21 protein-coding genes and 1 riboswitch are annotated in these 19,132 nt (G+C 40.3%); of the genes, 18 read left to right on the forward strand and 3 right to left on the reverse strand.

The genetic code is table 11. The features are described 5' to 3' along the window. The first annotated feature begins 7 nt into the window (after positions 1 to 7). Entirely contained in the window at positions 8 to 1,330 is a 1,323-nt protein-coding gene (lysA, locus tag ACOT8F_RS12520; protein ID WP_421652254.1) for a diaminopimelate decarboxylase, read from the forward strand. A gap of 52 nt (positions 1,331 to 1,382) precedes the next feature. Here the strand turns inward: lysA and ACOT8F_RS12525 are convergent, their stop codons facing one another. Beyond that, complete coding sequence (locus ACOT8F_RS12525) at positions 1,383 to 2,255, reverse strand: DUF1002 domain-containing protein (protein WP_421652255.1); 873 nt, start codon at positions 2,253 to 2,255, stop codon at positions 1,383 to 1,385. 628 nt (positions 2,256 to 2,883) lie between these two features. Here ACOT8F_RS12525 and ACOT8F_RS12530 point away from each other — a divergent pair. The 7 genes from ACOT8F_RS12530 (at position 2,884) to ACOT8F_RS12560 (ending at position 8,882) form a co-directional block, all read left to right on the forward strand. Further along, positions 2,884 to 3,321, forward strand: coding sequence for a peptidylprolyl isomerase (locus tag ACOT8F_RS12530; RefSeq protein ID WP_421652256.1), 438 nt, complete (start codon positions 2,884 to 2,886; stop codon positions 3,319 to 3,321). A gap of 179 nt (positions 3,322 to 3,500) precedes the next feature. After that, a complete protein-coding gene (safA, locus tag ACOT8F_RS12535; RefSeq protein WP_421652257.1) occupies positions 3,501 to 4,070 on the forward strand; it encodes a SafA/ExsA family spore coat assembly protein in 570 nt (189 codons plus the stop codon). A 500-nt stretch (positions 4,071 to 4,570) separates the two neighbouring features. Beyond that, a riboswitch (FMN riboswitch) is annotated at positions 4,571 to 4,715 on the forward strand. Positions 4,716 to 4,868: 153 nt separating this feature from the next. Further along, on the forward strand, positions 4,869 to 5,981 hold the full coding sequence (gene ribD / locus ACOT8F_RS12540; RefSeq protein WP_421652258.1) for a bifunctional diaminohydroxyphosphoribosylaminopyrimidine deaminase/5-amino-6-(5-phosphoribosylamino)uracil reductase RibD: 1,113 nt from the start codon (positions 4,869 to 4,871) through the stop codon (positions 5,979 to 5,981). Further along, positions 5,963 to 6,610: a riboflavin synthase gene (ribE, locus tag ACOT8F_RS12545; protein ID WP_421652259.1), complete on the forward strand. Its 648-nt coding sequence runs from the start codon at positions 5,963 to 5,965 to the stop codon at positions 6,608 to 6,610. Before ribD ends, ribE begins: the two co-directional genes overlap by 19 nt. A gap of 16 nt (positions 6,611 to 6,626) precedes the next feature. Then, complete coding sequence (locus ACOT8F_RS12550) at positions 6,627 to 7,820, forward strand: bifunctional 3,4-dihydroxy-2-butanone-4-phosphate synthase/GTP cyclohydrolase II (RefSeq protein WP_421652260.1); 1,194 nt, start codon at positions 6,627 to 6,629, stop codon at positions 7,818 to 7,820. Between the two features lie 45 nt (positions 7,821 to 7,865). Further along, positions 7,866 to 8,333 (forward strand): 6,7-dimethyl-8-ribityllumazine synthase, encoded by a 468-nt coding sequence (ribH, locus tag ACOT8F_RS12555; protein WP_421652261.1) that lies wholly within the window; start codon positions 7,866 to 7,868, stop codon positions 8,331 to 8,333. Between the two features lie 180 nt (positions 8,334 to 8,513). Beyond that, positions 8,514 to 8,882: a GNAT family N-acetyltransferase gene (locus tag ACOT8F_RS12560; RefSeq protein WP_421652263.1), complete on the forward strand. Its 369-nt coding sequence runs from the start codon at positions 8,514 to 8,516 to the stop codon at positions 8,880 to 8,882. Positions 8,883 to 8,993: 111 nt separating this feature from the next. Here the strand turns inward: ACOT8F_RS12560 and ACOT8F_RS12565 are convergent, their stop codons facing one another. Both ACOT8F_RS12565 and ACOT8F_RS12570 read right to left on the reverse strand, forming a co-directional pair. Next, a complete protein-coding gene (locus ACOT8F_RS12565) occupies positions 8,994 to 9,521 on the reverse strand; it encodes a DUF309 domain-containing protein (RefSeq protein WP_421652410.1) in 528 nt (175 codons plus the stop codon). A gap of 355 nt (positions 9,522 to 9,876) precedes the next feature. Next, positions 9,877 to 9,972 (reverse strand): YjcZ family sporulation protein, encoded by a 96-nt coding sequence (locus tag ACOT8F_RS12570; protein WP_231788608.1) that lies wholly within the window; start codon positions 9,970 to 9,972, stop codon positions 9,877 to 9,879. A gap of 211 nt (positions 9,973 to 10,183) precedes the next feature. Between ACOT8F_RS12570 and ACOT8F_RS12575 the strand changes: the two genes are divergently transcribed. The 10 genes from ACOT8F_RS12575 (at position 10,184) to ccsB (ending at position 19,058) form a co-directional block, all read left to right on the forward strand. Next, complete coding sequence (locus tag ACOT8F_RS12575; RefSeq protein WP_421652264.1) at positions 10,184 to 10,942, forward strand: segregation/condensation protein A; 759 nt, start codon at positions 10,184 to 10,186, stop codon at positions 10,940 to 10,942. Next, the gene (gene scpB / locus ACOT8F_RS12580) at positions 10,932 to 11,528 is read left to right on the forward strand and encodes an SMC-Scp complex subunit ScpB (protein WP_421652265.1); all 597 of its coding nucleotides are present in this window, start codon (positions 10,932 to 10,934) and stop codon (positions 11,526 to 11,528) included. The genes ACOT8F_RS12575 and scpB overlap by 11 nt, the downstream gene beginning before the upstream one ends. A 234-nt stretch (positions 11,529 to 11,762) precedes the next feature. Beyond that, complete coding sequence (locus ACOT8F_RS12585) at positions 11,763 to 12,251, forward strand: YpuI family protein (protein WP_421652266.1); 489 nt, start codon at positions 11,763 to 11,765, stop codon at positions 12,249 to 12,251. 160 nt (positions 12,252 to 12,411) lie between these two features. Then, a complete protein-coding gene (locus tag ACOT8F_RS12590) occupies positions 12,412 to 13,563 on the forward strand; it encodes a D-alanyl-D-alanine carboxypeptidase family protein (protein WP_421652267.1) in 1,152 nt (383 codons plus the stop codon). Continuing rightward, positions 13,556 to 14,146, forward strand: coding sequence for a nucleoside recognition domain-containing protein (locus ACOT8F_RS12595; RefSeq protein ID WP_421652268.1), 591 nt, complete (start codon positions 13,556 to 13,558; stop codon positions 14,144 to 14,146). The genes ACOT8F_RS12590 and ACOT8F_RS12595 overlap by 8 nt, the downstream gene beginning before the upstream one ends. 33 nt (positions 14,147 to 14,179) lie before the next feature. Next, positions 14,180 to 14,677 carry a spore maturation protein gene (locus tag ACOT8F_RS12600; protein ID WP_421652411.1) on the forward strand — a complete coding sequence of 166 codons (498 nt, stop codon included), beginning with the start codon at positions 14,180 to 14,182 and terminating at the stop codon, positions 14,675 to 14,677. Between the two features lie 187 nt (positions 14,678 to 14,864). Further along, complete coding sequence (rluB, locus tag ACOT8F_RS12605; RefSeq protein WP_421652269.1) at positions 14,865 to 15,590, forward strand: 23S rRNA pseudouridine(2605) synthase RluB; 726 nt, start codon at positions 14,865 to 14,867, stop codon at positions 15,588 to 15,590. A gap of 100 nt (positions 15,591 to 15,690) precedes the next feature. Next, positions 15,691 to 16,212, forward strand: a complete 522-nt coding sequence (gene resA, locus ACOT8F_RS12610; protein ID WP_421652270.1) for a thiol-disulfide oxidoreductase ResA — start codon at positions 15,691 to 15,693, stop codon at positions 16,210 to 16,212. Positions 16,213 to 16,229: 17 nt separating this feature from the next. Continuing rightward, complete coding sequence (gene resB / locus ACOT8F_RS12615) at positions 16,230 to 17,858, forward strand: cytochrome c biogenesis protein ResB (RefSeq protein ID WP_421652271.1); 1,629 nt, start codon at positions 16,230 to 16,232, stop codon at positions 17,856 to 17,858. Positions 17,859 to 17,876: 18 nt separating this feature from the next. Continuing rightward, the gene (ccsB, locus tag ACOT8F_RS12620; RefSeq protein ID WP_421652272.1) at positions 17,877 to 19,058 is read left to right on the forward strand and encodes a c-type cytochrome biogenesis protein CcsB; all 1,182 of its coding nucleotides are present in this window, start codon (positions 17,877 to 17,879) and stop codon (positions 19,056 to 19,058) included. Positions 19,059 to 19,132: the final 74 nt, after the last annotated feature.

Consider the following 19,132-nt stretch of genomic DNA (forward strand, 5'->3'; position numbering starts at 1 on the left):
ATATACATTGTTTTTGCATGGAACTGGCAAAATTAACAATTTGGGACATCTTGAAATCGGCGGAGCAGATACTACTGTACTCGCGAAAAAATATGGAACCCCTTTATATATTTATGATGTGGCGCTGATCAGGGAACGGGCCAAGGGATTTACTGAGGCGTTTAAAAAAGCAGGAGTAAAAGCACAGGTGGCATACGCAAGCAAAGCCTTTTCCTCTATTGCGATGTTTCAGCTTGCAGAAGAAGAAGGGCTTTCTCTGGATGTGGTATCAGGCGGAGAGTTATATACTGCCATTAAAGCAGGCTTTCCTGTTTCCAAAATCCATTTTCACGGAAATAACAAAAGTGCTGAGGAGCTTGAGATGGCACTGGAATACAAAATCGGCTGCATTGTTATAGATAATTTTCATGAAATCAGCCTTTTAAAAGAAGTTGCTTCCCGCTTGAAAACAAAAGTTCCTGTCTTATTGCGAGTGACTCCAGGGGTCGAGGCACATACACATGATTACATTACAACGGGACAGGAAGATTCAAAATTTGGATTTGATTTGCAGAACGGTCAAATAGAAAAAGCTATTAAAGAAGTTCAGGCTGCTGGTATATTTGATCATCTTGGCATTCATTGCCATATAGGCTCTCAAATATTTGACACCACAGGGTTCGTGCTTGCAGCAGAGAAAATTTTTCAAAAGATTGGGGAGTGGAAGGAACAGTTTCACTATATTCCTTCCGTTGTTAATTTAGGCGGAGGATTTGGTATTCGTTACACAGCCCAGGACAAGCCCCTTCCGCCTTCTCATTATGTGGAGAAAATGATTGAAACAATTAAACTTCAAGCAAAGAATTTGAACATTGATCTTCCAGAAATTTGGATTGAACCAGGCAGGTCCCTTGTTGGTGATGCGGGAACAACGCTTTATACGGCAGGTTCGCAAAAAGAGGTCCCGAGTATTCGCCAGTACCTTGCCGTAGATGGAGGAATGAGTGATAATATTCGTCCTGCCCTTTACCAGGCAAAGTATGAAGCAGTATTAGCGAACCGCATGAATGATGAAGCCGACTCCACCTTTTCTATAGCAGGAAAATGCTGTGAAAGCGGTGATATGCTGCTGTGGGATGTTCTGCTTCCTGAAGCGAAAGCCGGTGACACCCTCGCTGTTTTCTGTACTGGAGCATACGGATATTCCATGTCCAATAATTATAACCGCATCCCAAGACCTGCCGTTCTCTTTGTTGAAGAAGGGGAAGAACAGCTTGTGATTAAAAGAGAAACGTTTGAGGATCTTGTTTCAAATGATCTTCCGCTGAAAATCAAAGTTTCACAAAAATAAGGTATATAAAAAAAGAGCTGAAGCAAATTTGCGTCAGCTCTTTTTTATCATGCTATTTTCCGGAGAAAAGGGAAACAATCGCATTCCATAAAGCGGCAAAAAAGTCCTGTGCTTTTTGAAGGAAGCTTTGTCCTTGATCGGAATTGATAAATTTTGTAATCTTATCCTTTGCTTGATCAAGCTGCTGTCCAACCTGATTCCAGTCTATATTAGCATTCTCCATTTTGTGAAACAGGGCAATCAAGTTATTGATATCTGCTTCACTCAATGTGATTCCTAGATCCTTGGCAGCTTTTTCAATCATTTGCCGCAGTTCATCATCATTTTTTGGAAGACCATTTTTGGCGACTTCTTCTTTAATTTTAGCAAGCAATGCAGAAGCATTTTCTTTTCCGTGTTCTTCACCAAGTTTTGCAGTCGTAACAAGCTCCTGGTTCGCCACCTGTTTGACATCTTCCGGAATGGCTTTATCAGAACTGACTTCATAAGCTTTCATAAGGCCAGTCAATGCTGCTGTGCCGGAAACCTGCTTTGGAGCTGTAACATAAACCGTTGCATCTTTCACTCCGGCAGTCATCAGGGCGTTCAAATACATTTCGTCCGTAACCCAATTGATATTATTTGTTTTTACTTCAAGGCCTGAGCCTTTGTTTTCAATTTTAATGGAAGAAGAAGAAAGAGCCTTGCTTCCGATTTGGGAGGACGGAATATATTTACCCAAATATTTGTGTTCTTCCTGATTAGATACTGAAATAATCTGAGCATCCGATGGAGCATTCATTTCTTTCAGCAGGTCCTGTTTTTGTGTTTCAGTAAGATTTTCTCCCAATGTCACAATGACATCTCCCACAGCGCTATCGGCAAAACTTACTTTAGGAACAGCAAGAAACATAGCTGCGAGAAAAATAACTATCGCTTTTTTCAACGAAATACCCTCCTTAAATAGGTACAAAAAAACTTCTTAGACGGACAAACCTATTATAGTCCTTTTTTAGGAAAAGGTAATAGATTTTTTTAAGGCTTTTTCTTAAACTTTGTTTTTGCTTTTCCATCTCTGTTTCTTGATTATACCTCCCAGTTAGATGCGTTATCGAAAACCATACGAATAGCAACAATCTTTGCGAAAACAGCCATTCTAAAAGAATGGCAAACTGTATCAGGCGAAAAGAATTGATTGCCAAAAACATTTTAGCACAGGAAGAAAGACTGTGGCTGAACTGGCTAATGGCTTTCAGAAACAAGAACGGAAGCCGTTTCAGATTATTTGACGTATAAAACGGATTGGAGGTTTCATTTTTTTGCAGAAGGCTCTTTTCTTAAACTTTGTTGCTCATGCCCTTATATTTAGTACTCGAAACCATTGGGATGGCAAAAACTTTAAGAAAAGATGCCCCGATGCTAGTCTAAATGCGTGATAAAAGCATGTACGAAAAACAACAAGCTCTGCGAAAACAGCCTTACAGAAAGTTGCTGGTGAGTTCGTTTGCTTATTTTTATGTATGGCGGCCTTATGTGCTATAATATGGCTGATTAACTCTAAAGGAGAGATTATAATGGCAAAAAAAGGATACATATTAATGGTAAACGGAGAAAAAATTGAATTTGATCTTTTCCCGGAAGAAGCGCCAAACACAGTAGCTAACTTTGAAAAGCTTGCTAACGAAGGGTTTTACAATGGAGTAACATTCCACCGCGTTATCCCGGGCTTCGTATCCCAAGGAGGAGATCCTACAGGAACAGGAGCTGGCGGTCCTGGATACACGATCGACTGCGAAACAGAAGGGAATCCTCATAAACATGAAGAGGGAAGCCTATCAATGGCACATGCAGGCAAAAATACAGGCGGAAGCCAGTTCTTTATCGTGCATGAGCCACAGCCGCATCTTAATGGAGTGCACACAGTTTTTGGTAAAGTGACTTCAAATGTTGCAGCAGCAAAAGCAATGAAAAACGGCGATAAAATGGAAAAAGTGGAAGTATTTGAAGCATAAAGAAAGAAATTAGAGAGGACGAAGAGCCTCTCTTTTTTTTTTGGCTTTTTTACCACATTTTTGTTATTGATGGCGGTCTGAGAATGTTATTAAAATAATAGAGTAATCCCCCGGATTGCATAAAATTGAATACATATTAGGGAGGAATTAACCTGTTCAAGAAAGTGATTTCATCCGTTTTGGCATTATCCTTGCTTTTGCCTGCTGCAGCTTTTGCATCAAATACATACACAGTAGTAAAAGGGGATACCCTTTGGAAGATTGCTGCGAAAACAAAGACTGGCGTGTCTGAGTTAATAAAGGCAAATCCCCAAATAAAAAATCCCGATAAAATAACTACAGGGCAAAAAATAACGATTCCTTCGAATCCTGAGGCATCAGCAGAGACTCAAGTAGTCAATTTAGTGAATAAAGAAAGAGCGAAGGCCGGATTAAAAGCTCTTACTGCAGATTGGGAATTATCAAGAGTAGCAAAATACAAATCTCAGGATATGCATGATCAGCATTACTTTGATCATCAGAGCCCTACATACGGCAGTCCTTTTGATATGATGAGAGATTTCGGAATAACGTACAACACGGCTGGGGAAAACATTGCCGAAGGGCAAACATCTGCCGAGCAAGTCATGGCAGCCTGGATGAATAGCACAGGTCATAAAGCAAATATCTTGAATAAGAACTATACTCAGATTGGCGTAGGCTATGTTAAGGATGGTCATTATTGGACTCAGGAATTTATAGGCAAGTAATTGGGAGGGCTATTTTAGCCCTTTTTTTGCCGTTTTGGAAATGATAAAATCTGGTTCTGTGCAGTCCTCTCTGTGATGGCTGCAATATTTAGGACGAAAAAGAGTACCAAGTGAAAGAATCTGCACTAGTGGACGTGATTTAATCCTAATTGTTCATTAATTTGAGGAGATTTGAATGCAGATGGTGTCTTTTTTGGAAAGGTCATGTTGGCTAATTGCAGCCAGAATTTGAAAACGCTATTTTAAAGGGTGAAAGGTAAGATTTATAGTACTCGTAAGGCCTGGAATTACTGATGAAACCCCTTAGTGTCCAAAATAGCATGTTTTACTGGCGAATCGGGTTCTAACGAGCAAAAATTGGTATAGTGAGAAAACAGGTTATGCCAGTTGAAACTCCATTACTAATTACGGGGTGTTTTATTCTTCAAATGTTATTTGTTGCACTGCCTTGCTATCTTCGCTAAAATAATTAATAAGATTTATTTTAATTAAATAGTATTGTAATCCTTCGGGGCAGGGTGAGATTCCCAACCGGCGGTGATGGAACAGTTTCGTTCCCAAGTCCGTGACCCGTTAGATTCGTCTAACGGTGGATCCAGTGAAATTCTGGAGCCGACAGTATAGTCTGGATGGGAGAAGGATCACAATTTTCTTGACGAGTATGGTTTTTCGAAAAATATGAAAAATTATGCTCTAGTTTGTCATGCAAATGTGATCGCTCTTAAGCTCCAGGACAGAATTCCTGGGGCTATTTTTGTACCCTGAAATTTATTTAGGGATAAAAGGAGGCGATTATAGTTGAAAGATGAAGAGTATATGAGAACTGCACTTGAAATGGCAGCACAGGGAAGAGCCCAAACCAGTCCAAACCCGATGGTTGGAGCAGTTGTTGTGAAAAATGGCAAAATCATAGGACTGGGCGCGCATTTAAAAGCAGGGGGACCCCATGCTGAAGTACATGCTCTTACTATGGCTGGTGATCAAGCAGAAGGTGCCGAAGTGTATGTGACGCTTGAGCCTTGCAGCCATTATGGAAAAACCCCTCCCTGTGCAGATTTGCTGATTGAAAAGAAAGTCAGCAGGGTGATTATAGCTGTAAAGGATCCAAATCCTCTCGTCGCGGGAAAAGGAATTGAAAAATTAAGAAAAGCAGGCATAAAGGTAGATATAGGGATTCTTGAAAAAGAAGCCCTTGAAATGAATAAATTCTTTTTAAATTATGTACAAACAAAAACCCCTTATGTAACGCTCAAATCAGCAGCCAGTTTGGATGGCAAGACAGCTGCAGCGACTGGAGAAAGCAAGTGGATAACCGGATCAGGTGCAAGAGAGGATGTCCATCGTTACAGGGAATCACACGATGGCATACTTGCAGGAATAGAAACGGTATTGAAGGACGATCCCAGTTTGACCTGCCGATTGCCAAATGCCAAACGGCAGCCTGTCCGGATTATTCTTGATACCGAATGCCGAATCCCTCTGAAGGCAAAAGTTGTGGAGGACGGCATTGCTGAAACATGGGTTGTGACAGGAATAAATGCTGATCAGAACAAAGTTTCTGCACTTGAAAAAAAGGGGATAACCGTTCTTAAGCTTGATTCGGAAAAAATAACAGTGAAGGGGCTGCTCGCCCTACTTGGAGAAAAAGGAATCACTTCGCTGTTTGTAGAAGGCGGAAGCACGGTAATGGGAAGCTTTGTGAAAGAAAGTGCATTTAATCAAATGATTCTCTATTTGGCGCCAAAGCTTATAGGGGGAATTGAGACCCTATCTATTGTCGGCGGAGAAGGGATTCAAATAATGGCAGATGCCAAAGAACTTATTTTTAAAGAAGTTTCTTTGATAGAAAAGGATATAAAAATCATCGCAGAACCTAAGCAGGAGGATCCATCATGTTTACAGGAATTGTAGAAGAAATCGGAAGAGTGGAAAGCATCAGGCAAGGATCGCGCTCCATGATTCTCTCTATCTCAGCAAGCTCCATTCTGGATGACGTCAGTCTAGGTGACAGTATTTCCATAAACGGGGTCTGCTTAACGGTTACAGATTTTACGAACCGGAGCTTTACAGTAGATGTAATGCCTGAAACGATGAAGGCCACAAATCTGCACCAGCTGAATAAAGGTTCTTCAGTCAATTTGGAAAGGGCGATGGCGGCAAATGGCCGTTTTGGCGGCCATTTCGTCAGCGGCCACGTTGATGGAACCGGAAAAATCGTCAGAAAAAAAGCCGAAGAGAATGCCGTTTATTATGAAATTGAAACAAGCCCCTCCGTCACTGAGACGCTTGTTATGAAAGGTTCCATTGCTGTAGACGGTGTAAGCCTGACCATTTTCGGTCTTAAAGATGGCTGTGTGACCATTTCGCTTATTCCGCACACGCTGTCACAAACAATAATTGGAATGAAGAAGGAAGGCGATCTGGTGAATATAGAATGCGATCTTATAGGAAAATACCTTCATAAGTTCGCAAACGTTTCACAAGACAAGAAGAAGGGAAAGCTGACTGCTGACTTTTTCCGAGAAAACGGTTTTATATAGATAGGAGGTTGTATGAATGTTCCATTCAATTGAAGAAGCACTGGCGGATTTAAAAAAAGGAAAAGTTGTTATTGTGGTAGACGATGAGGACAGAGAAAATGAAGGGGATTTCGTTGCGCTGGGTGAAGCAGCAACACCTGATGTTATCAACTTCATGGCTTCACAAGGTAAAGGATTAATTTGTGTTCCGTTGACAGAGGAAAAAGCACGCTATTTGGATCTTCAGCCTATGGTCAAAAAAAATACAGATATGAACGGCACTGCCTTTACCGTCAGTATTGACCATAAAACAACCAGTACAGGAATCAGTGCATTTGAAAGATCTCAAACGATACTGGCATTGCTTGCCGATGAAGCAAAAGGTTCTGATTTTAATCGGCCTGGACATATCTTTCCTCTTATAGCAAAGGACGGGGGAGTGCTCAGACGTGCGGGGCATACAGAAGCTGCTGTAGATCTGGCTCGCTTGGCAGGTGCTGAGCCGGTTGGTGTCATATGCGAAATTATGAAGGATGACGGCACAATGGCCCGTGTCCCTGATCTTGAAAAGTTAGCGGAACGAATGGATTTGAAATTGATCACCATCAAAGATCTAATCAGATACAGAAATCAGACAGATCAGCTGATTAAGCGGGAGGCAGAGATCAATTTGCCGACTGATTACGGGAATTTTAAAATGGTTGGCTATTCTAATGTGCTTGATGGAAAAGAACATATTGCCCTCGTAAAAGGAGAAATAGATTCAGAGAAGCCAGTGCTTGTCAGAGTGCATTCAGAATGCATTACAGGGGATGTTTTTGGATCCAAGCGATGCGATTGCGGCCCTCAGCTCCATGCAGCCTTAAAAAGAATTGAAAAGGAAGGCAGCGGAGTCCTCTTATACATGCGCCAGGAAGGCAGAGGCATAGGGCTCTTTAATAAAATGAGGGCTTATAAGCTTCAGGAAGAGGGGCTCGATACAGTTGAAGCAAATGAAAAATTGGGATTCAAAGCAGATTTAAGAGATTATGGGATTGGCGCGCAAATTTTGAAGGATTTAGGACTTAAAGATTTAAGGCTATTAACGAACAATCCAAGAAAAATTACTGGTCTTGAAGGCTATGGGTTAAAAGTATCTGAAAGGGTCCCGCTCCAAATACCGGCAGTCAGTGAAAATGAGCGTTATTTAAAAACAAAGCATGAAAAAATGGGACACCTATTGCACATATAAGTAAGCTGCTTCTTAAAATTTATAAAATTGAGGATGGTGGAAGTAATGGTAAAAACGTATGAAGGCAATTTAATCGCATCTGATTTAAAAGTAGGAATCGTAGTAGCAAGATTTAATGATTTTATTACAAGCAGACTTCTTGGAGGCGCAGAGGATGCTCTGAAAAGACATGGCCTTGATGAAGGAAATGTTGAAGTGGCATGGGTGCCGGGAGCATTTGAAATCCCCCTTATTGCAAAGAAAATGGCAGACTCAGGGAAATATGATGCTGTCATTACTCTTGGTACGGTCATTAGAGGCTCCACAAGCCATTACGATTATGTGTGCAATGAAGCTGCAAAAGGCGTTTCATCTGCTTCAATGACGAGCGGAATACCTGTTATTTTTGGTATATTAACAACTGATACGATTGAACAGGCAGTCGAAAGAGCTGGAACAAAAGCCGGCAATAAAGGCTGGGAAGCAGCAGTTTCAGCGATTGAAATGGCAAACCTGATGAAGTCCCTCGGTTAATTTTTATGGAAAAGTGTTTAAATTGCCGGAATTTCTGTATATAATATGCTGAGGAGTGTATTCTTCGGAAAGTAATTTCAGAAGAATACAAGATAGACATTATATGATGATATTTTGATCTACCGGCTTGTTATTCTTGCTTTCATTATTGGGAAGCTATTTTGTTAATGAGGGGTATTTATGCTGATTCGCTACAAGAAAAGCTTTGAAAAAATTGCAATGGGACTTCTTTCTTTTATGCCGAATGAAAAAGATCTGAAACATTTGCAGCAAACGATAAAAAGCTATGAAACAGAAAAAGACCGGCAGCTTTTCCTTTGGAAAGAAGAAGAGGACATTATCGGTGCGATCGGTATCCTTCAGAAAAATGAAGATATCATTGTAGTCCAGCATATAAGCGTTAACCCTTCTCATCGTCAGCAAGGTGTTGGCAAGAAAATGGTTAAAGCATTGCAGGATATGCACAAAAATCGCCAATTTGTTCCAGATGAACATACAGAGGGCTTCTTTGAAAAATGCCAATCCTCCGATCCGGAATTGAAGGAGTAAGCAAAAAAGCATTTGATAAAAGGCCATATCCTCTTACTTTTAAAAAGTAATGAGTGTAAATTCCTGTACCAATAAAAGAAGCAGAGGCTTTTAAAGCCTCTGCTTCTTCCATTAACTCTCTCTTTTTCTTTTCCTGAGTTCCTTTTGTCTGCTGCGTTCAGCTATCACTTCTTCCCGGTCTCTCAGAGTATGGCGGTGAATCAAGTGGTTATTGCTGATATCACTATCGTTGCCCCATGCAAAACCTGATTTTTTACTTTCTAGCTGACAGAGGGAGAGAAGCTCAGGATCTTTAATAGGAAGGTTTATGCTCCTATAAGGTTCCTTGTTCCCGATTTGCTCCATGCGGGTTTTTAAAAGAAGAATAAACTGTTTTTCATCAAGCCCAAGTTGGATGAGAGCTTGCTTTTTATTCGTTAATATTCGATATGCATTCCTGATCAATCTTGTGGAGCCCTCAAAGTTATTTCTCCGCTGATGATACAGAGCAACAGCCAGCTGGATGAAGCCAACCCAAAGGATATTCCTGCAATCAGGGGGATCCTTTTTCCAATAGTCCTCTAAAATTTCATGACATTCAAAATAATCGCGGTCACTGTGAAAATGAACAAGATAGTCTATGTAAGCTTTAGGATACATGCTAAGCACCTCAGTATTTTTCTTTTTCATTAAGGCTCTTTTCTTAAACTTTGTTGCTCATCACCCTATTTTTAGTTCAACAAACCATCGATTAGGCAAGAACTTTAAGAAAAGATGCCACGAAGCCAATCTTTATGCGTGGTCTAAAACACATACGAATAGCAATTTTTGCGAAAGCAGTCTTCATTTATGCTCTTTTTTCCGTAAAATTTGCATTCAAAAATAGGCAGCGTATGCTGAAACAGCCTTTCATTTAGTGTACCATAAGTTTTTTTCCATTAAATGCCCTAAATAAAAGGTCAGTAAAAATCTAAAAGAAGTGCTCTTAAATGAGCACTTCCCTTTCATTTCATTATTAGCACAACCAAGCTGCACCTACGATAATCAACAAGATAAACAATACGACGATCAGTGCAAAACCTCCGCCGTAAGCGAATCCACCATCACCCATGTTATTTCCTCCTTCATGTCTGGCTTTTACATAGGTATCATATGTGTGTTTGACTTATATGTCTGGGCGATTGCCCTGGTTTTTAAAAAATTATCATGATCTTGGCTGAACGGCATTTCACACTTCAGCTTTAATTTAATATTGGACTGGCGTTCGTTATGTTCTATACTAATGGATAGCTGGTTAATTAGGATATGTTGGTGGGATAAATTTGGAATATCATGTGAAAATTAATGCGTTTGAAGGTCCGCTAGACCTTTTGCTTCATTTGATCAACCGTCTGGAAATTGATATTTACGACATTCCGGTGGCGCAAATTACAGAGCAATATATGTACTATATACATGCTATGAAGGAGCTCGAGCTTGATGTGGCATCTGAATATCTTGTGATGGCTGCAACACTTCTTTCCATCAAAAGCAAGATGCTTTTGCCAAAGCAGGAAGAAGAGCTTTTTGAAGATGATTATATGACGGAGCCTGAAGAAGATCCAAGAGATGAATTGATGCAAAGGTTAATTGAATACCGTAAATATAAAGAAGCAGCAGATGACCTTAAGGCAAGAGAAGAAGACAGATCGCTTGTTTATACGAAACCGCCGAGCGACTTAAGTGAATTTTCATCAGATATTCAGCCTGATAAATTGCCGCTGAATGTTTCTGTTTATGATATGCTCGGGGCATTCCAGAAGCTTTTGAGGCGAAAAAAACTGCAAAAACCATTAACAACAAGGATTACAAGACAAGAAATACCGATTGAAAAACGAATGGATGAAATTGTGAAGGAACTGAAGGAATTTCCAGGAAAACGAAATTTTTACGATTTATTTCCTTACGCTTCAAAGGATTATTTGGTTGTAACTTTTTTAGCTGTTTTAGAGCTAATGAAAAAAAACCTGATTCAAATTGAGCAGGAGAATAACTTTTCAGACCTCTTCGTCACAGGGAGTGAACCACAGCATGACAGATGAAATTATTAAATGGAAGGCGATAACAGAAGCCCTTCTGTTTGCAGCAGGAGACGAGGGGCTGTCGATCAAACAGCTGACAGAAGTGCTTGAAACAGATGAACTTGCTGTTTCAGAAGTATTAGAGGGCTTGAAAGAAAGTTATGAATCCGATCAGCGCGGTATTTTATTGATGGAAGTAGCGGGAGTGTATCAGCTGACGACCAAAAAGGAGTTCGCTCCTTATTTGAAAAAATTGGTCGAAAATCCTGGCCCGTCTTCCTTATCGCAAGCGGCACTTGAAACTTTGGCTATCATTGCATACAAACAGCCCATCACACGTATAGAAATTGAAGAAATAAGAGGTGTTAAAACAGAACGGCCTTTGCAGACTTTAGTATCAAAAGCCATCATTAAAGAGGTAGGAAGAGCGGAAGGTTCCGGAAGAGCAATTCTGTACGGAACGACCAGGGAATTTTTAGAGTACTTTGGGCTGAATGCCATTGATGAACTTCCCCCGCTTCCAATGAATGCGGATGATGAGTTTGAACAGGAAGAAGCAGATTTATTTTTTGAAAAATTTAATGAAACACTCAATGAACTCAAATAAATCTGCTAAATTTCAAAATTTTATGATAAAATGAGTGGAATAGCCCGGGCAGAATCAGAATAGAAGGCATTTATTGAAAAAGTGTCTCATATCTTGATTACCAGAAAGGTTAACTATAAAAATTCTGATTCATACTGATGAGAACGGGTATTAAATTCACACCAGTTAAATGAGCACTGTGCTATTGAAAATGACCTCAAACAGTGCAGAAGAATACGGAGGGATTATAGGCTAATGGGCAATAGTATGGTAAAAGCACAAACGGAACAGGTGGCAGAATTTCTTAAAAAAGCAGTTAACCAGCTTACAGAGTTTTTGGATTCTACTACGATATCTTCTCTGCAGGAGGAACAGGCTGGTGAAGATGTATTTTACAAAGAACTGCTGGGGAACTTCCGCAGACTTACCGTTTATTGCGATGAAGGATTAGAGGCTTGCCAGGTTATTATACATAATGAGCCTTTCCGAAAAGGTGCCGCAGAAAAAGTGCTTTACCGCATTTATCACCAATGCATTGAGGAATTTTTTCAGCCGAAACAGGATGTGTGGTATGAAGACAGCCGCTCGGCTTATACGGGAAAAAATGCCATTAAATTCCGGACAGAAGTGCCTGTGTCTATTAAAAAGCTGATAACTTTTCTTGAAAGTGATTTCCAAACAATGCGAGAAGAACTGGAATATTATGAAACTGACTATAGAACAAAAATGATGCAATCCAAATAAGCTGAAATGACAACTGGGGCGGCCTTAATAGGCCGCCTTTTCATATGGATTAAAATCATATTTATCAAAATGCAGGTAAGGCAAGTTTCTTCCTGATTTCAATCATACGGCGAGCCCTTCATGCATAACTTGTACAAAAGAGTAAGGGGCGTGTAGAAAGATGATTTTTTGGAGAAAAGGTGCCTTAATAATTACAGCCATTTTGACTATGCTTTCTGCTTTGCCCTTTCAGTCAAAGACTGCACAAGGGGTAAGTGCACAAAGCGCGATATTGATGGATCAGAAAACGGGGCGCATTTTATATGCTAAAGATGAACATACGAAAAGAAGAATAGCAAGCATAACTAAAATTATGACAGCAGTCCTAGCAGTTGAATCAGGAAAGCTTAATGATATGGTTACTGTTAGTCCGAGAGCTGTAGGTACAGAAGGTTCGTCCGTTTATTTAAAACCTGGTGAAAAAATAAAACTGAAAGATCTTGTTTATGGACTGATGCTTCGTTCCGGAAATGATGCAGCGATGGCTATCGCTGATTATGTAGGAGGAAGCAAGGAAGGTTTCGTTCACTTAATGAACGAAAAAGCTGAACAGATTGGAATGCAGGACACTGCTTTTGCGAACCCGCACGGTCTTGATGATTCAGATAACCATTATTCAACTGCCTACGATATGGCACTCCTAATGAGATATGCCATGCAGGATCCAACATTTAAGAATGTGTCAGGAACAAAAGTATATCGGGCCCCGAATCCTGATGAAAAGTGGGACAGGATATGGAAGAACAAAAACAAGCTGTTAACGACCCTTTATGAGTACTGTACTGGAGGAAAAACAGGTTATACAAAACTGGCTAAAAGGACGCTTGTCACTACAGCCTCCAAGGAAGGCAGAGATTTTATCGCAGTGACAATCAATGCCCCTGATGACTGGAACGATCATATCGGAATGTATGAAACGGCTTTTGATAAATATGATCTTTATAAACTGAAAGATAAAGGAACGCTTTCAGAAGTCGGCGATTTGTTTTATAAAAACAAAGTGTTTATTAATCGTGATATCATTTACCCGCTGACAACAGAAGAAAAAGAGCAGGTAAGAGTAACGATCCAGCTCATCAAGCCTGAAAGGAAATGGAAGAAAAAAGAGCAGGTGCCATCTGTTGTTGGTTATTATAAGGTTACACTTGGGGAAGAAATCATTCAAAAAGTACCGATTTATTTTGACAATGGCAGCATCCCGCGACCTGCCGCATCCTTCTGGCAAACACTGAAAGAGCTGTTTTTTGTGATGAACGGAGCCTCATATGGTTAACCTCATATGGGTCGCTCTCACTGTAATAGGCATCGTGTTCGCCTTATTCAACGGCACAATCGATCAGGTGAATGCTGCTATTTTTAAAGGCGGAAAGGATGCCGTTACTCTTTCATTCGGTTTAATCAGCGTTCTGGTTTTCTGGCTTGGGCTGATGAAAATCGCGGAGAAAGCAGGACTCCTTGAAAAATTGAGCAGGCTTTGCAAACCATTAGCAAGCAAATTATTTCCCGAGGTTCCGCCTGAGCATCCTGCAATGGGTTATATAATGTCAAACACTATCGCCAATATGTTTGGCCTGGGGAATGCAGCGACACCACTGGGAATTAAAGCAATGGAAGAATTGAAAAAGCTTAATGGCGGAAAAAATTCTGCGAGCAGATCTATGATCACGTTTCTTACAGTCAACACTTCAAGCATTACTCTTATTCCAACAACCGTCATAGCTGTCAGAATGGCCTATCACTCATCTTCTCCCACAGAAATTGTAGCGCCGACGCTCATTGCTACCATCATTTCAGCCATTGGAGCTCTCTTTATTGATCGATATTATTATTATAGAAGGACAAAGAAAGGGGGATAAAGGTTGGCTATTATAAGCCTGATATCAGTATGGATGATCCCCCTTATGATTGTTTTTATTTTGATCTATGGAACAATAAAAAAAGTCCAAACTTATGAAGCATTTGTAGAGGGGGGGAAAGAAGGAATTGAGATTTCCTTTTCGATTATTCCCTTCCTAGTCGGAATGCTTGTTGCAATAACTGTTTTTCGCGCTTCTGGAGCTCTGGAATTTGTCATGGATCTGCTGAAGCCTGTTCTTAATATGGCTGGAATACCAGCAGAAATTGTGCCGCTGGCATTTATAAGGCCGATCTCCGGTACAGCTGCCCTGGGTATGACAACCGATTTAATTGCAACGCATGGTCCTGACTCTTTTATTGGAAGACTTGCTTCCGTTATGCAGGGCAGTACAGACACAACGCTGTACATTCTGACCGTCTATTTTGGGGCTGTAGGGGTGAAAAAAATGGGTGATGCTCTTAAAGTAGGCCTCCTTGCTGATTTAATTGGCATTATTGCTTCAATCGTGGTAGTTTCGTTATTATTTTGAGTATTCAAGTACTGTAATATTGACGCTAAAAACGCTTTTTTGGAGCGTTTTTTTGTTTGTTCAGCTGAATAAAAACCTTTCAACAGCAAGCAATTCTTCTGCTGGTCTCTTTTTCGCAGCGCTTCTTTCAATGAGTGCTTGTTTATTAAATCTGAAACAAGTAAGATGTTACAAGAGGTGAATATCAATGGAACGTTTACAGAAAGTAATTGCACATGCAGGCATAGCTTCAAGAAGAAAAGCGGAGCAGCTGATTCTTGAAGGAAAAGTGAAAGTGAATGGCGAAGTAGTGAAAGAGCTTGGAACAAAGATAACCGATAATGACCGTGTAGAGGTTGAAGGAGTTCAAATTGAAAAAGAAGCACCGGTCTACTATTTATTTTATAAACCAAGAGGTGTTATTTCAGCCGTAACGGATGATAAAGGGAGAAAAACGGTTACTGACTTTTTCCCGCATAGTGAAGAAAGAATTTATCCGGTTGGAAGGCTTGATTACGAGACAACCGGTTTGCTCCTTATTACGAATGATGGGGAATTCGCCAATATTTTAACACATCCAAAATACGAAATAGAAAAAACATATGTTGCTAAAATAAAAGGCATTCCTATTAGAGAAGCGCTTAAGAAACTTGAAAGAGGCGTTCAGCTTGAGGATGGCAAAACAGCGCCTGCAAGAGTGAAAATGACATCAGTAGATAGAAAAAAAGGGACAAGCATCATTGAAATCGGGATTCATGAGGGCAGAAACCGGCAAGTCCGCAGGATGTTTGAGGCTATTGGACATGAAGTTCTGAAGCTGAAAAGAGAACGTTTTGCATTTTTGGATTTGCATGGGCTGAATACAGGGGATGCACGAGAACTGACACCGCATGAAGTGAAACAGCTGAGAGCGCTTGCAGAACACGGTAAGTGAACTTTCTGACAATTCACATAAACTTCAAAAACTCTTACAAATTTTAGTCTAACATAATGATATAATATTTTTGAATGCAATAGGGTGGGAGAGTTTGGCAATGAAAAAGAGAAGATTGCTTATAAGAAGCCTGATTTTGCTGGTTTTAGGAATTGCGCTTGTTTATACGCTGTATACTAATTTTGTTGCAAGCAAGGAGCTTGTCAGTGCAGGAAGCAAAGCTCCTGATTTTGTGCTGACAGACCTGAATGGAAAAAAGCATCAGCTCTCGGATTACAGGGGTAAAGGGGTTATTTTGAATTTCTGGGGAACTTGGTGTGAGCCATGCAAAAGAGAAATGCCGTTTATTGACCGCCAATACCAGCATTTCTCCTCAAAAGGAGTTACAGTCCTGGCAGTTAACATATCAGAATCAAAAATTACCGTCCAAAATTTTGTTGATCAATATCATCTGACCTTTCCTGTAATGATTGATAAAGATCGTCAGGTCCTGGATGCTTATGGGGTAAATCCGCTCCCGACCAGTTTTTTAATTGATAAAGCAGGAAAAGTCGTAAAAGTCTATTCCGGTCAATTGACTGAGGGAATGGTTGAAAAATTCATGGAACAAATCAAACCTTGAATAGGGAGTTTATCACCATGGAAGAAGTTAAATGTGAATGCGGTCATATAAACCCGCCTGGCACGGTTCTTTGTGAATCCTGCGGAAAGCCGATTGGTACTGAGTCTGTTGCTGAATCCCAAGATTTATTGGATATGAGATATGATGGAAGTGCAAGAAGGTCAATAACGTACAATAAGTCCGTTATCGATAAAATTTGGAACTTTTTTTCTTCTGTAAAAGTTGGTATATGGCTTATTCTGATTACTCTGGCAGCATCTGCGATAGGCACCATTTTTCCGCAGCAAATGTATATTCCTCCGAATGTGGATCCTGAGCAGTTCTACAGGGATCAATATTGGGTTTTTGGCCAAATTTATTACGATCTTGGTTTTAATAATTTATTTGGTTCATGGTGGTACTGTATCCTGCTTGCTTCAATCGGAATTTCTCTTGTCATATGCAGTTTGGACAGGGTCATTCCTTTATACAGAGCATTAAAAAAACAGGGCGTCACCAAAAACGATGCTTTTATGTCAAGGCAGCGCCTTTTCGGAGTTTCCGAGGCTGCTGATAAAGAAACACTGATTTCCATAAAAGAGGGCCTGAAAAAAAGAAGATATAAACTAAGGGAAGAGAACGGAAATATTCTGGCTGAAAAAGGAAGATTCTCAAGATGGGGCCCTTATGTAAATCACATTGGCCTGATTATTTTTCTGATTGGTTCGATGCTAAGAGTCGTTCCGGGTATGTACATAGACAAAATGCTCTGGCTGAGAGAAGGAGAAACCTCCGTAATCCCTGGAACAAATGGAAAGTACTATTTAAAAAACAATCAATTTAAAGTAGAAGTTTACGAGAAAGATAAAGAAGATCAAGTGTTTGCTGCAGCCCTTGCAAGAGAAGGTGATGGAACTGTCGCCAAAAATTATGAGGCAGATGTGACGCTTTATGAACGAAAAGGCAAGATTATTCCCGGTGCTGAACCTGAATTGACAAAAGTAGAAGACAAAGCAATCAGGGTTAACCAGCCGCTTGAATTCAATAACTATTCGCTGTATCAGGTTGATTTCAGAATGAACGAACTGAATAAAATGAAATTTAACCTTACTGACAAAAAATCGGGTAAGAAATTTGGATTAATGACAGTTGACTTAAATGATCCGGCTAAAAAATACGATCTTGGCAACGGGTATAGGGTTGAGATTGCCGATTACCTTCCTGATTTTTATTTTGACAGCGATGGACAGCCTGCTTCAAAATCCAGACTTCCGAATAATCCGGTTTTTGTATTTAAAATGTTTGCGCCTGACCGTCCGAAAGGAGAGACGAGTTTTGTTGGCATTCAGCAGACAATGGAGCCGCTTGGAGCCACGAAATACAAAATGAAGTTTGCAGGTGTAGAAACAAAAAACGTTACAGGCCTTACTGTTAAAAAGGATTTAACCTTATGGATTCTCGCACTTGGCGGAGCTATTTTTATGATTGGTGTTACACAAGGGATGTACTGGAACCACCGCCGTATCTGGATTAAACGAAAAGGCGGTTCAATCTGGCTTGCAGCACATACGAATAAAAACTGGTACGGCCTGAAAACAGAGATTAACAGAATAACAGAAGGTACAACAATTCAGGAGCCTAAAGATCAGAGAGAGATAGCAAAATAGATCCGGGGAGGAAGCCTGATGGCTGAGATCAGCAGTAATTTTTTATATGCAGCGTTTATCCTTTATCTTGCAGCAACATTTTTGTTTGGCGGTTCCATTAGAGACAGCCGGAGAGACAGTAAGGAAAAGACATTCCGAAAATGGTCAATGGCTGCCATCATTGTTACTATAACAGGATTTCTCGCACAGATAGCCTATTTTGTGACAAGATGGATTGCTTCTGGGCATGCCCCTGTCAGCAATTTATTTGAATTTACTACCTTCTTTGGCATGATGCTGGTTCTTGCCTTTATCATTCTATACTTTCTCTATAAAACAGCTATTCTTGGGCTATTCACTCTGCCGGTAGCTCTTTTGCTGATTGCTTATGCAAGTATGTTTCCAACAGATATATCCCCGCTTATTCCTGCCCTTAAGAGCCAGTGGCTGTACATACATGTGACAACCGCCGCTCTGGGCCAGGCCATTCTTGCCATTAGCTTTATTGCTGGAGTGTTGTATCTGCTGAAAAATACAGACCATTCCAAGCCTTCAAAAAAGACGTTTTGGCTTGAATTTGTTATGTTTTTCATGGTTGCTACCATAGGATTTATTATTATTACAAGTATTTTCAGGTTAGCAGGATATGAAGAATCTTTTAAATGGATTGATAAAAAAGGAGCAGAGGCTGAGATGGTTTATCAGATGCCAGCTCTGATTGGTCCAAATAAGGGAGAATTGCTTACCCCCGGTAAAATGAATCCGCTGTTTGATGTGCCGGCCGTTTTTTCCGGCAGAAAATTAAATACAGTGCTATGGTCTTTCTTTACTGGTTTGATTTTGTATGGATTGGCAAGATTAATAATGAGGAAAAGCATATCCAAAATGCTTCAGCCTCTTACAAATAAACTAAATCTGGATCTTACCGATGAGATCGGCTACCGCTCTGTTACGATCGGTTTTCCAGTCTTTACTCTTGGTGCCCTCATTTTTGCCATGATCTGGGCTCAGGCAGCATGGACAAGATTTTGGGGCTGGGATCCGAAGGAAGTCTGGGCGCTTGTTACCTGGCTATTCTATGCAGCGTATCTTCATTTGCGACTTTCAAGAGGATGGCATGGAGAGAAATCGGCGTGGCTAGCTGTTATTGGATTTGCGATCATCATGTTCAATCTTATATTTGTAAATCTGGTCATTGCAGGCTTGCATTCTTACGCTTAATAACAGCAGTTTTAAAACTTGGAGATTCAGATCTTTTATTCTGTTTTTGAGAAGCAAAAAGATTTGAGAAAGTT

The organism is Chryseobacillus diguaensis (genome assembly GCF_049220665.1).
Classification (GTDB): Bacteria; Bacillota; Bacilli; order Bacillales; family Bacillaceae; genus Metabacillus_B.

Bases quoted from the DNA above. Each gene is read 5' to 3' on its own strand.
- ACOT8F_RS12600 (WP_421652411.1), top strand. From the start codon at position 14,180: ATGATCCCCCTTATGATTGTTTTTATTTTGATCTATGGAACAATAAAA.
- ACOT8F_RS12590 (WP_421652267.1), top strand. From the start codon at position 12,412: ATGATTTTTTGGAGAAAAGGTGCCTTAATAATTACAGCCATTTTGACT.
- ACOT8F_RS12595 (WP_421652268.1), top strand. From the start codon at position 13,556: ATGGTTAACCTCATATGGGTCGCTCTCACTGTAATAGGCATCGTGTTC.
- ACOT8F_RS12550 (WP_421652260.1), top strand. From the start codon at position 6,627: ATGTTCCATTCAATTGAAGAAGCACTGGCGGATTTAAAAAAAGGAAAA.
- ribE (WP_421652259.1), top strand. From the start codon at position 5,963: ATGTTTACAGGAATTGTAGAAGAAATCGGAAGAGTGGAAAGCATCAGG.
- resB (WP_421652271.1), top strand. From the start codon at position 16,230: ATGGAAGAAGTTAAATGTGAATGCGGTCATATAAACCCGCCTGGCACG.
- ACOT8F_RS12570 (WP_231788608.1), bottom strand. From the start codon at position 9,972: ATGGGTGATGGTGGATTCGCTTACGGCGGAGGTTTTGCACTGATCGTC.
- ACOT8F_RS12530 (WP_421652256.1), top strand. From the start codon at position 2,884: ATGGCAAAAAAAGGATACATATTAATGGTAAACGGAGAAAAAATTGAA.
- ACOT8F_RS12565 (WP_421652410.1), bottom strand. From the start codon at position 9,521: ATGTATCCTAAAGCTTACATAGACTATCTTGTTCATTTTCACAGTGAC.
- ACOT8F_RS12560 (WP_421652263.1), top strand. From the start codon at position 8,514: ATGCTGATTCGCTACAAGAAAAGCTTTGAAAAAATTGCAATGGGACTT.
- scpB (WP_421652265.1), top strand. From the start codon at position 10,932: ATGACAGATGAAATTATTAAATGGAAGGCGATAACAGAAGCCCTTCTG.
- rluB (WP_421652269.1), top strand. From the start codon at position 14,865: ATGGAACGTTTACAGAAAGTAATTGCACATGCAGGCATAGCTTCAAGA.
- ribH (WP_421652261.1), top strand. From the start codon at position 7,866: ATGGTAAAAACGTATGAAGGCAATTTAATCGCATCTGATTTAAAAGTA.
- ACOT8F_RS12585 (WP_421652266.1), top strand. From the start codon at position 11,763: ATGGGCAATAGTATGGTAAAAGCACAAACGGAACAGGTGGCAGAATTT.
- resA (WP_421652270.1), top strand. From the start codon at position 15,691: ATGAAAAAGAGAAGATTGCTTATAAGAAGCCTGATTTTGCTGGTTTTA.
- ccsB (WP_421652272.1), top strand. From the start codon at position 17,877: ATGGCTGAGATCAGCAGTAATTTTTTATATGCAGCGTTTATCCTTTAT.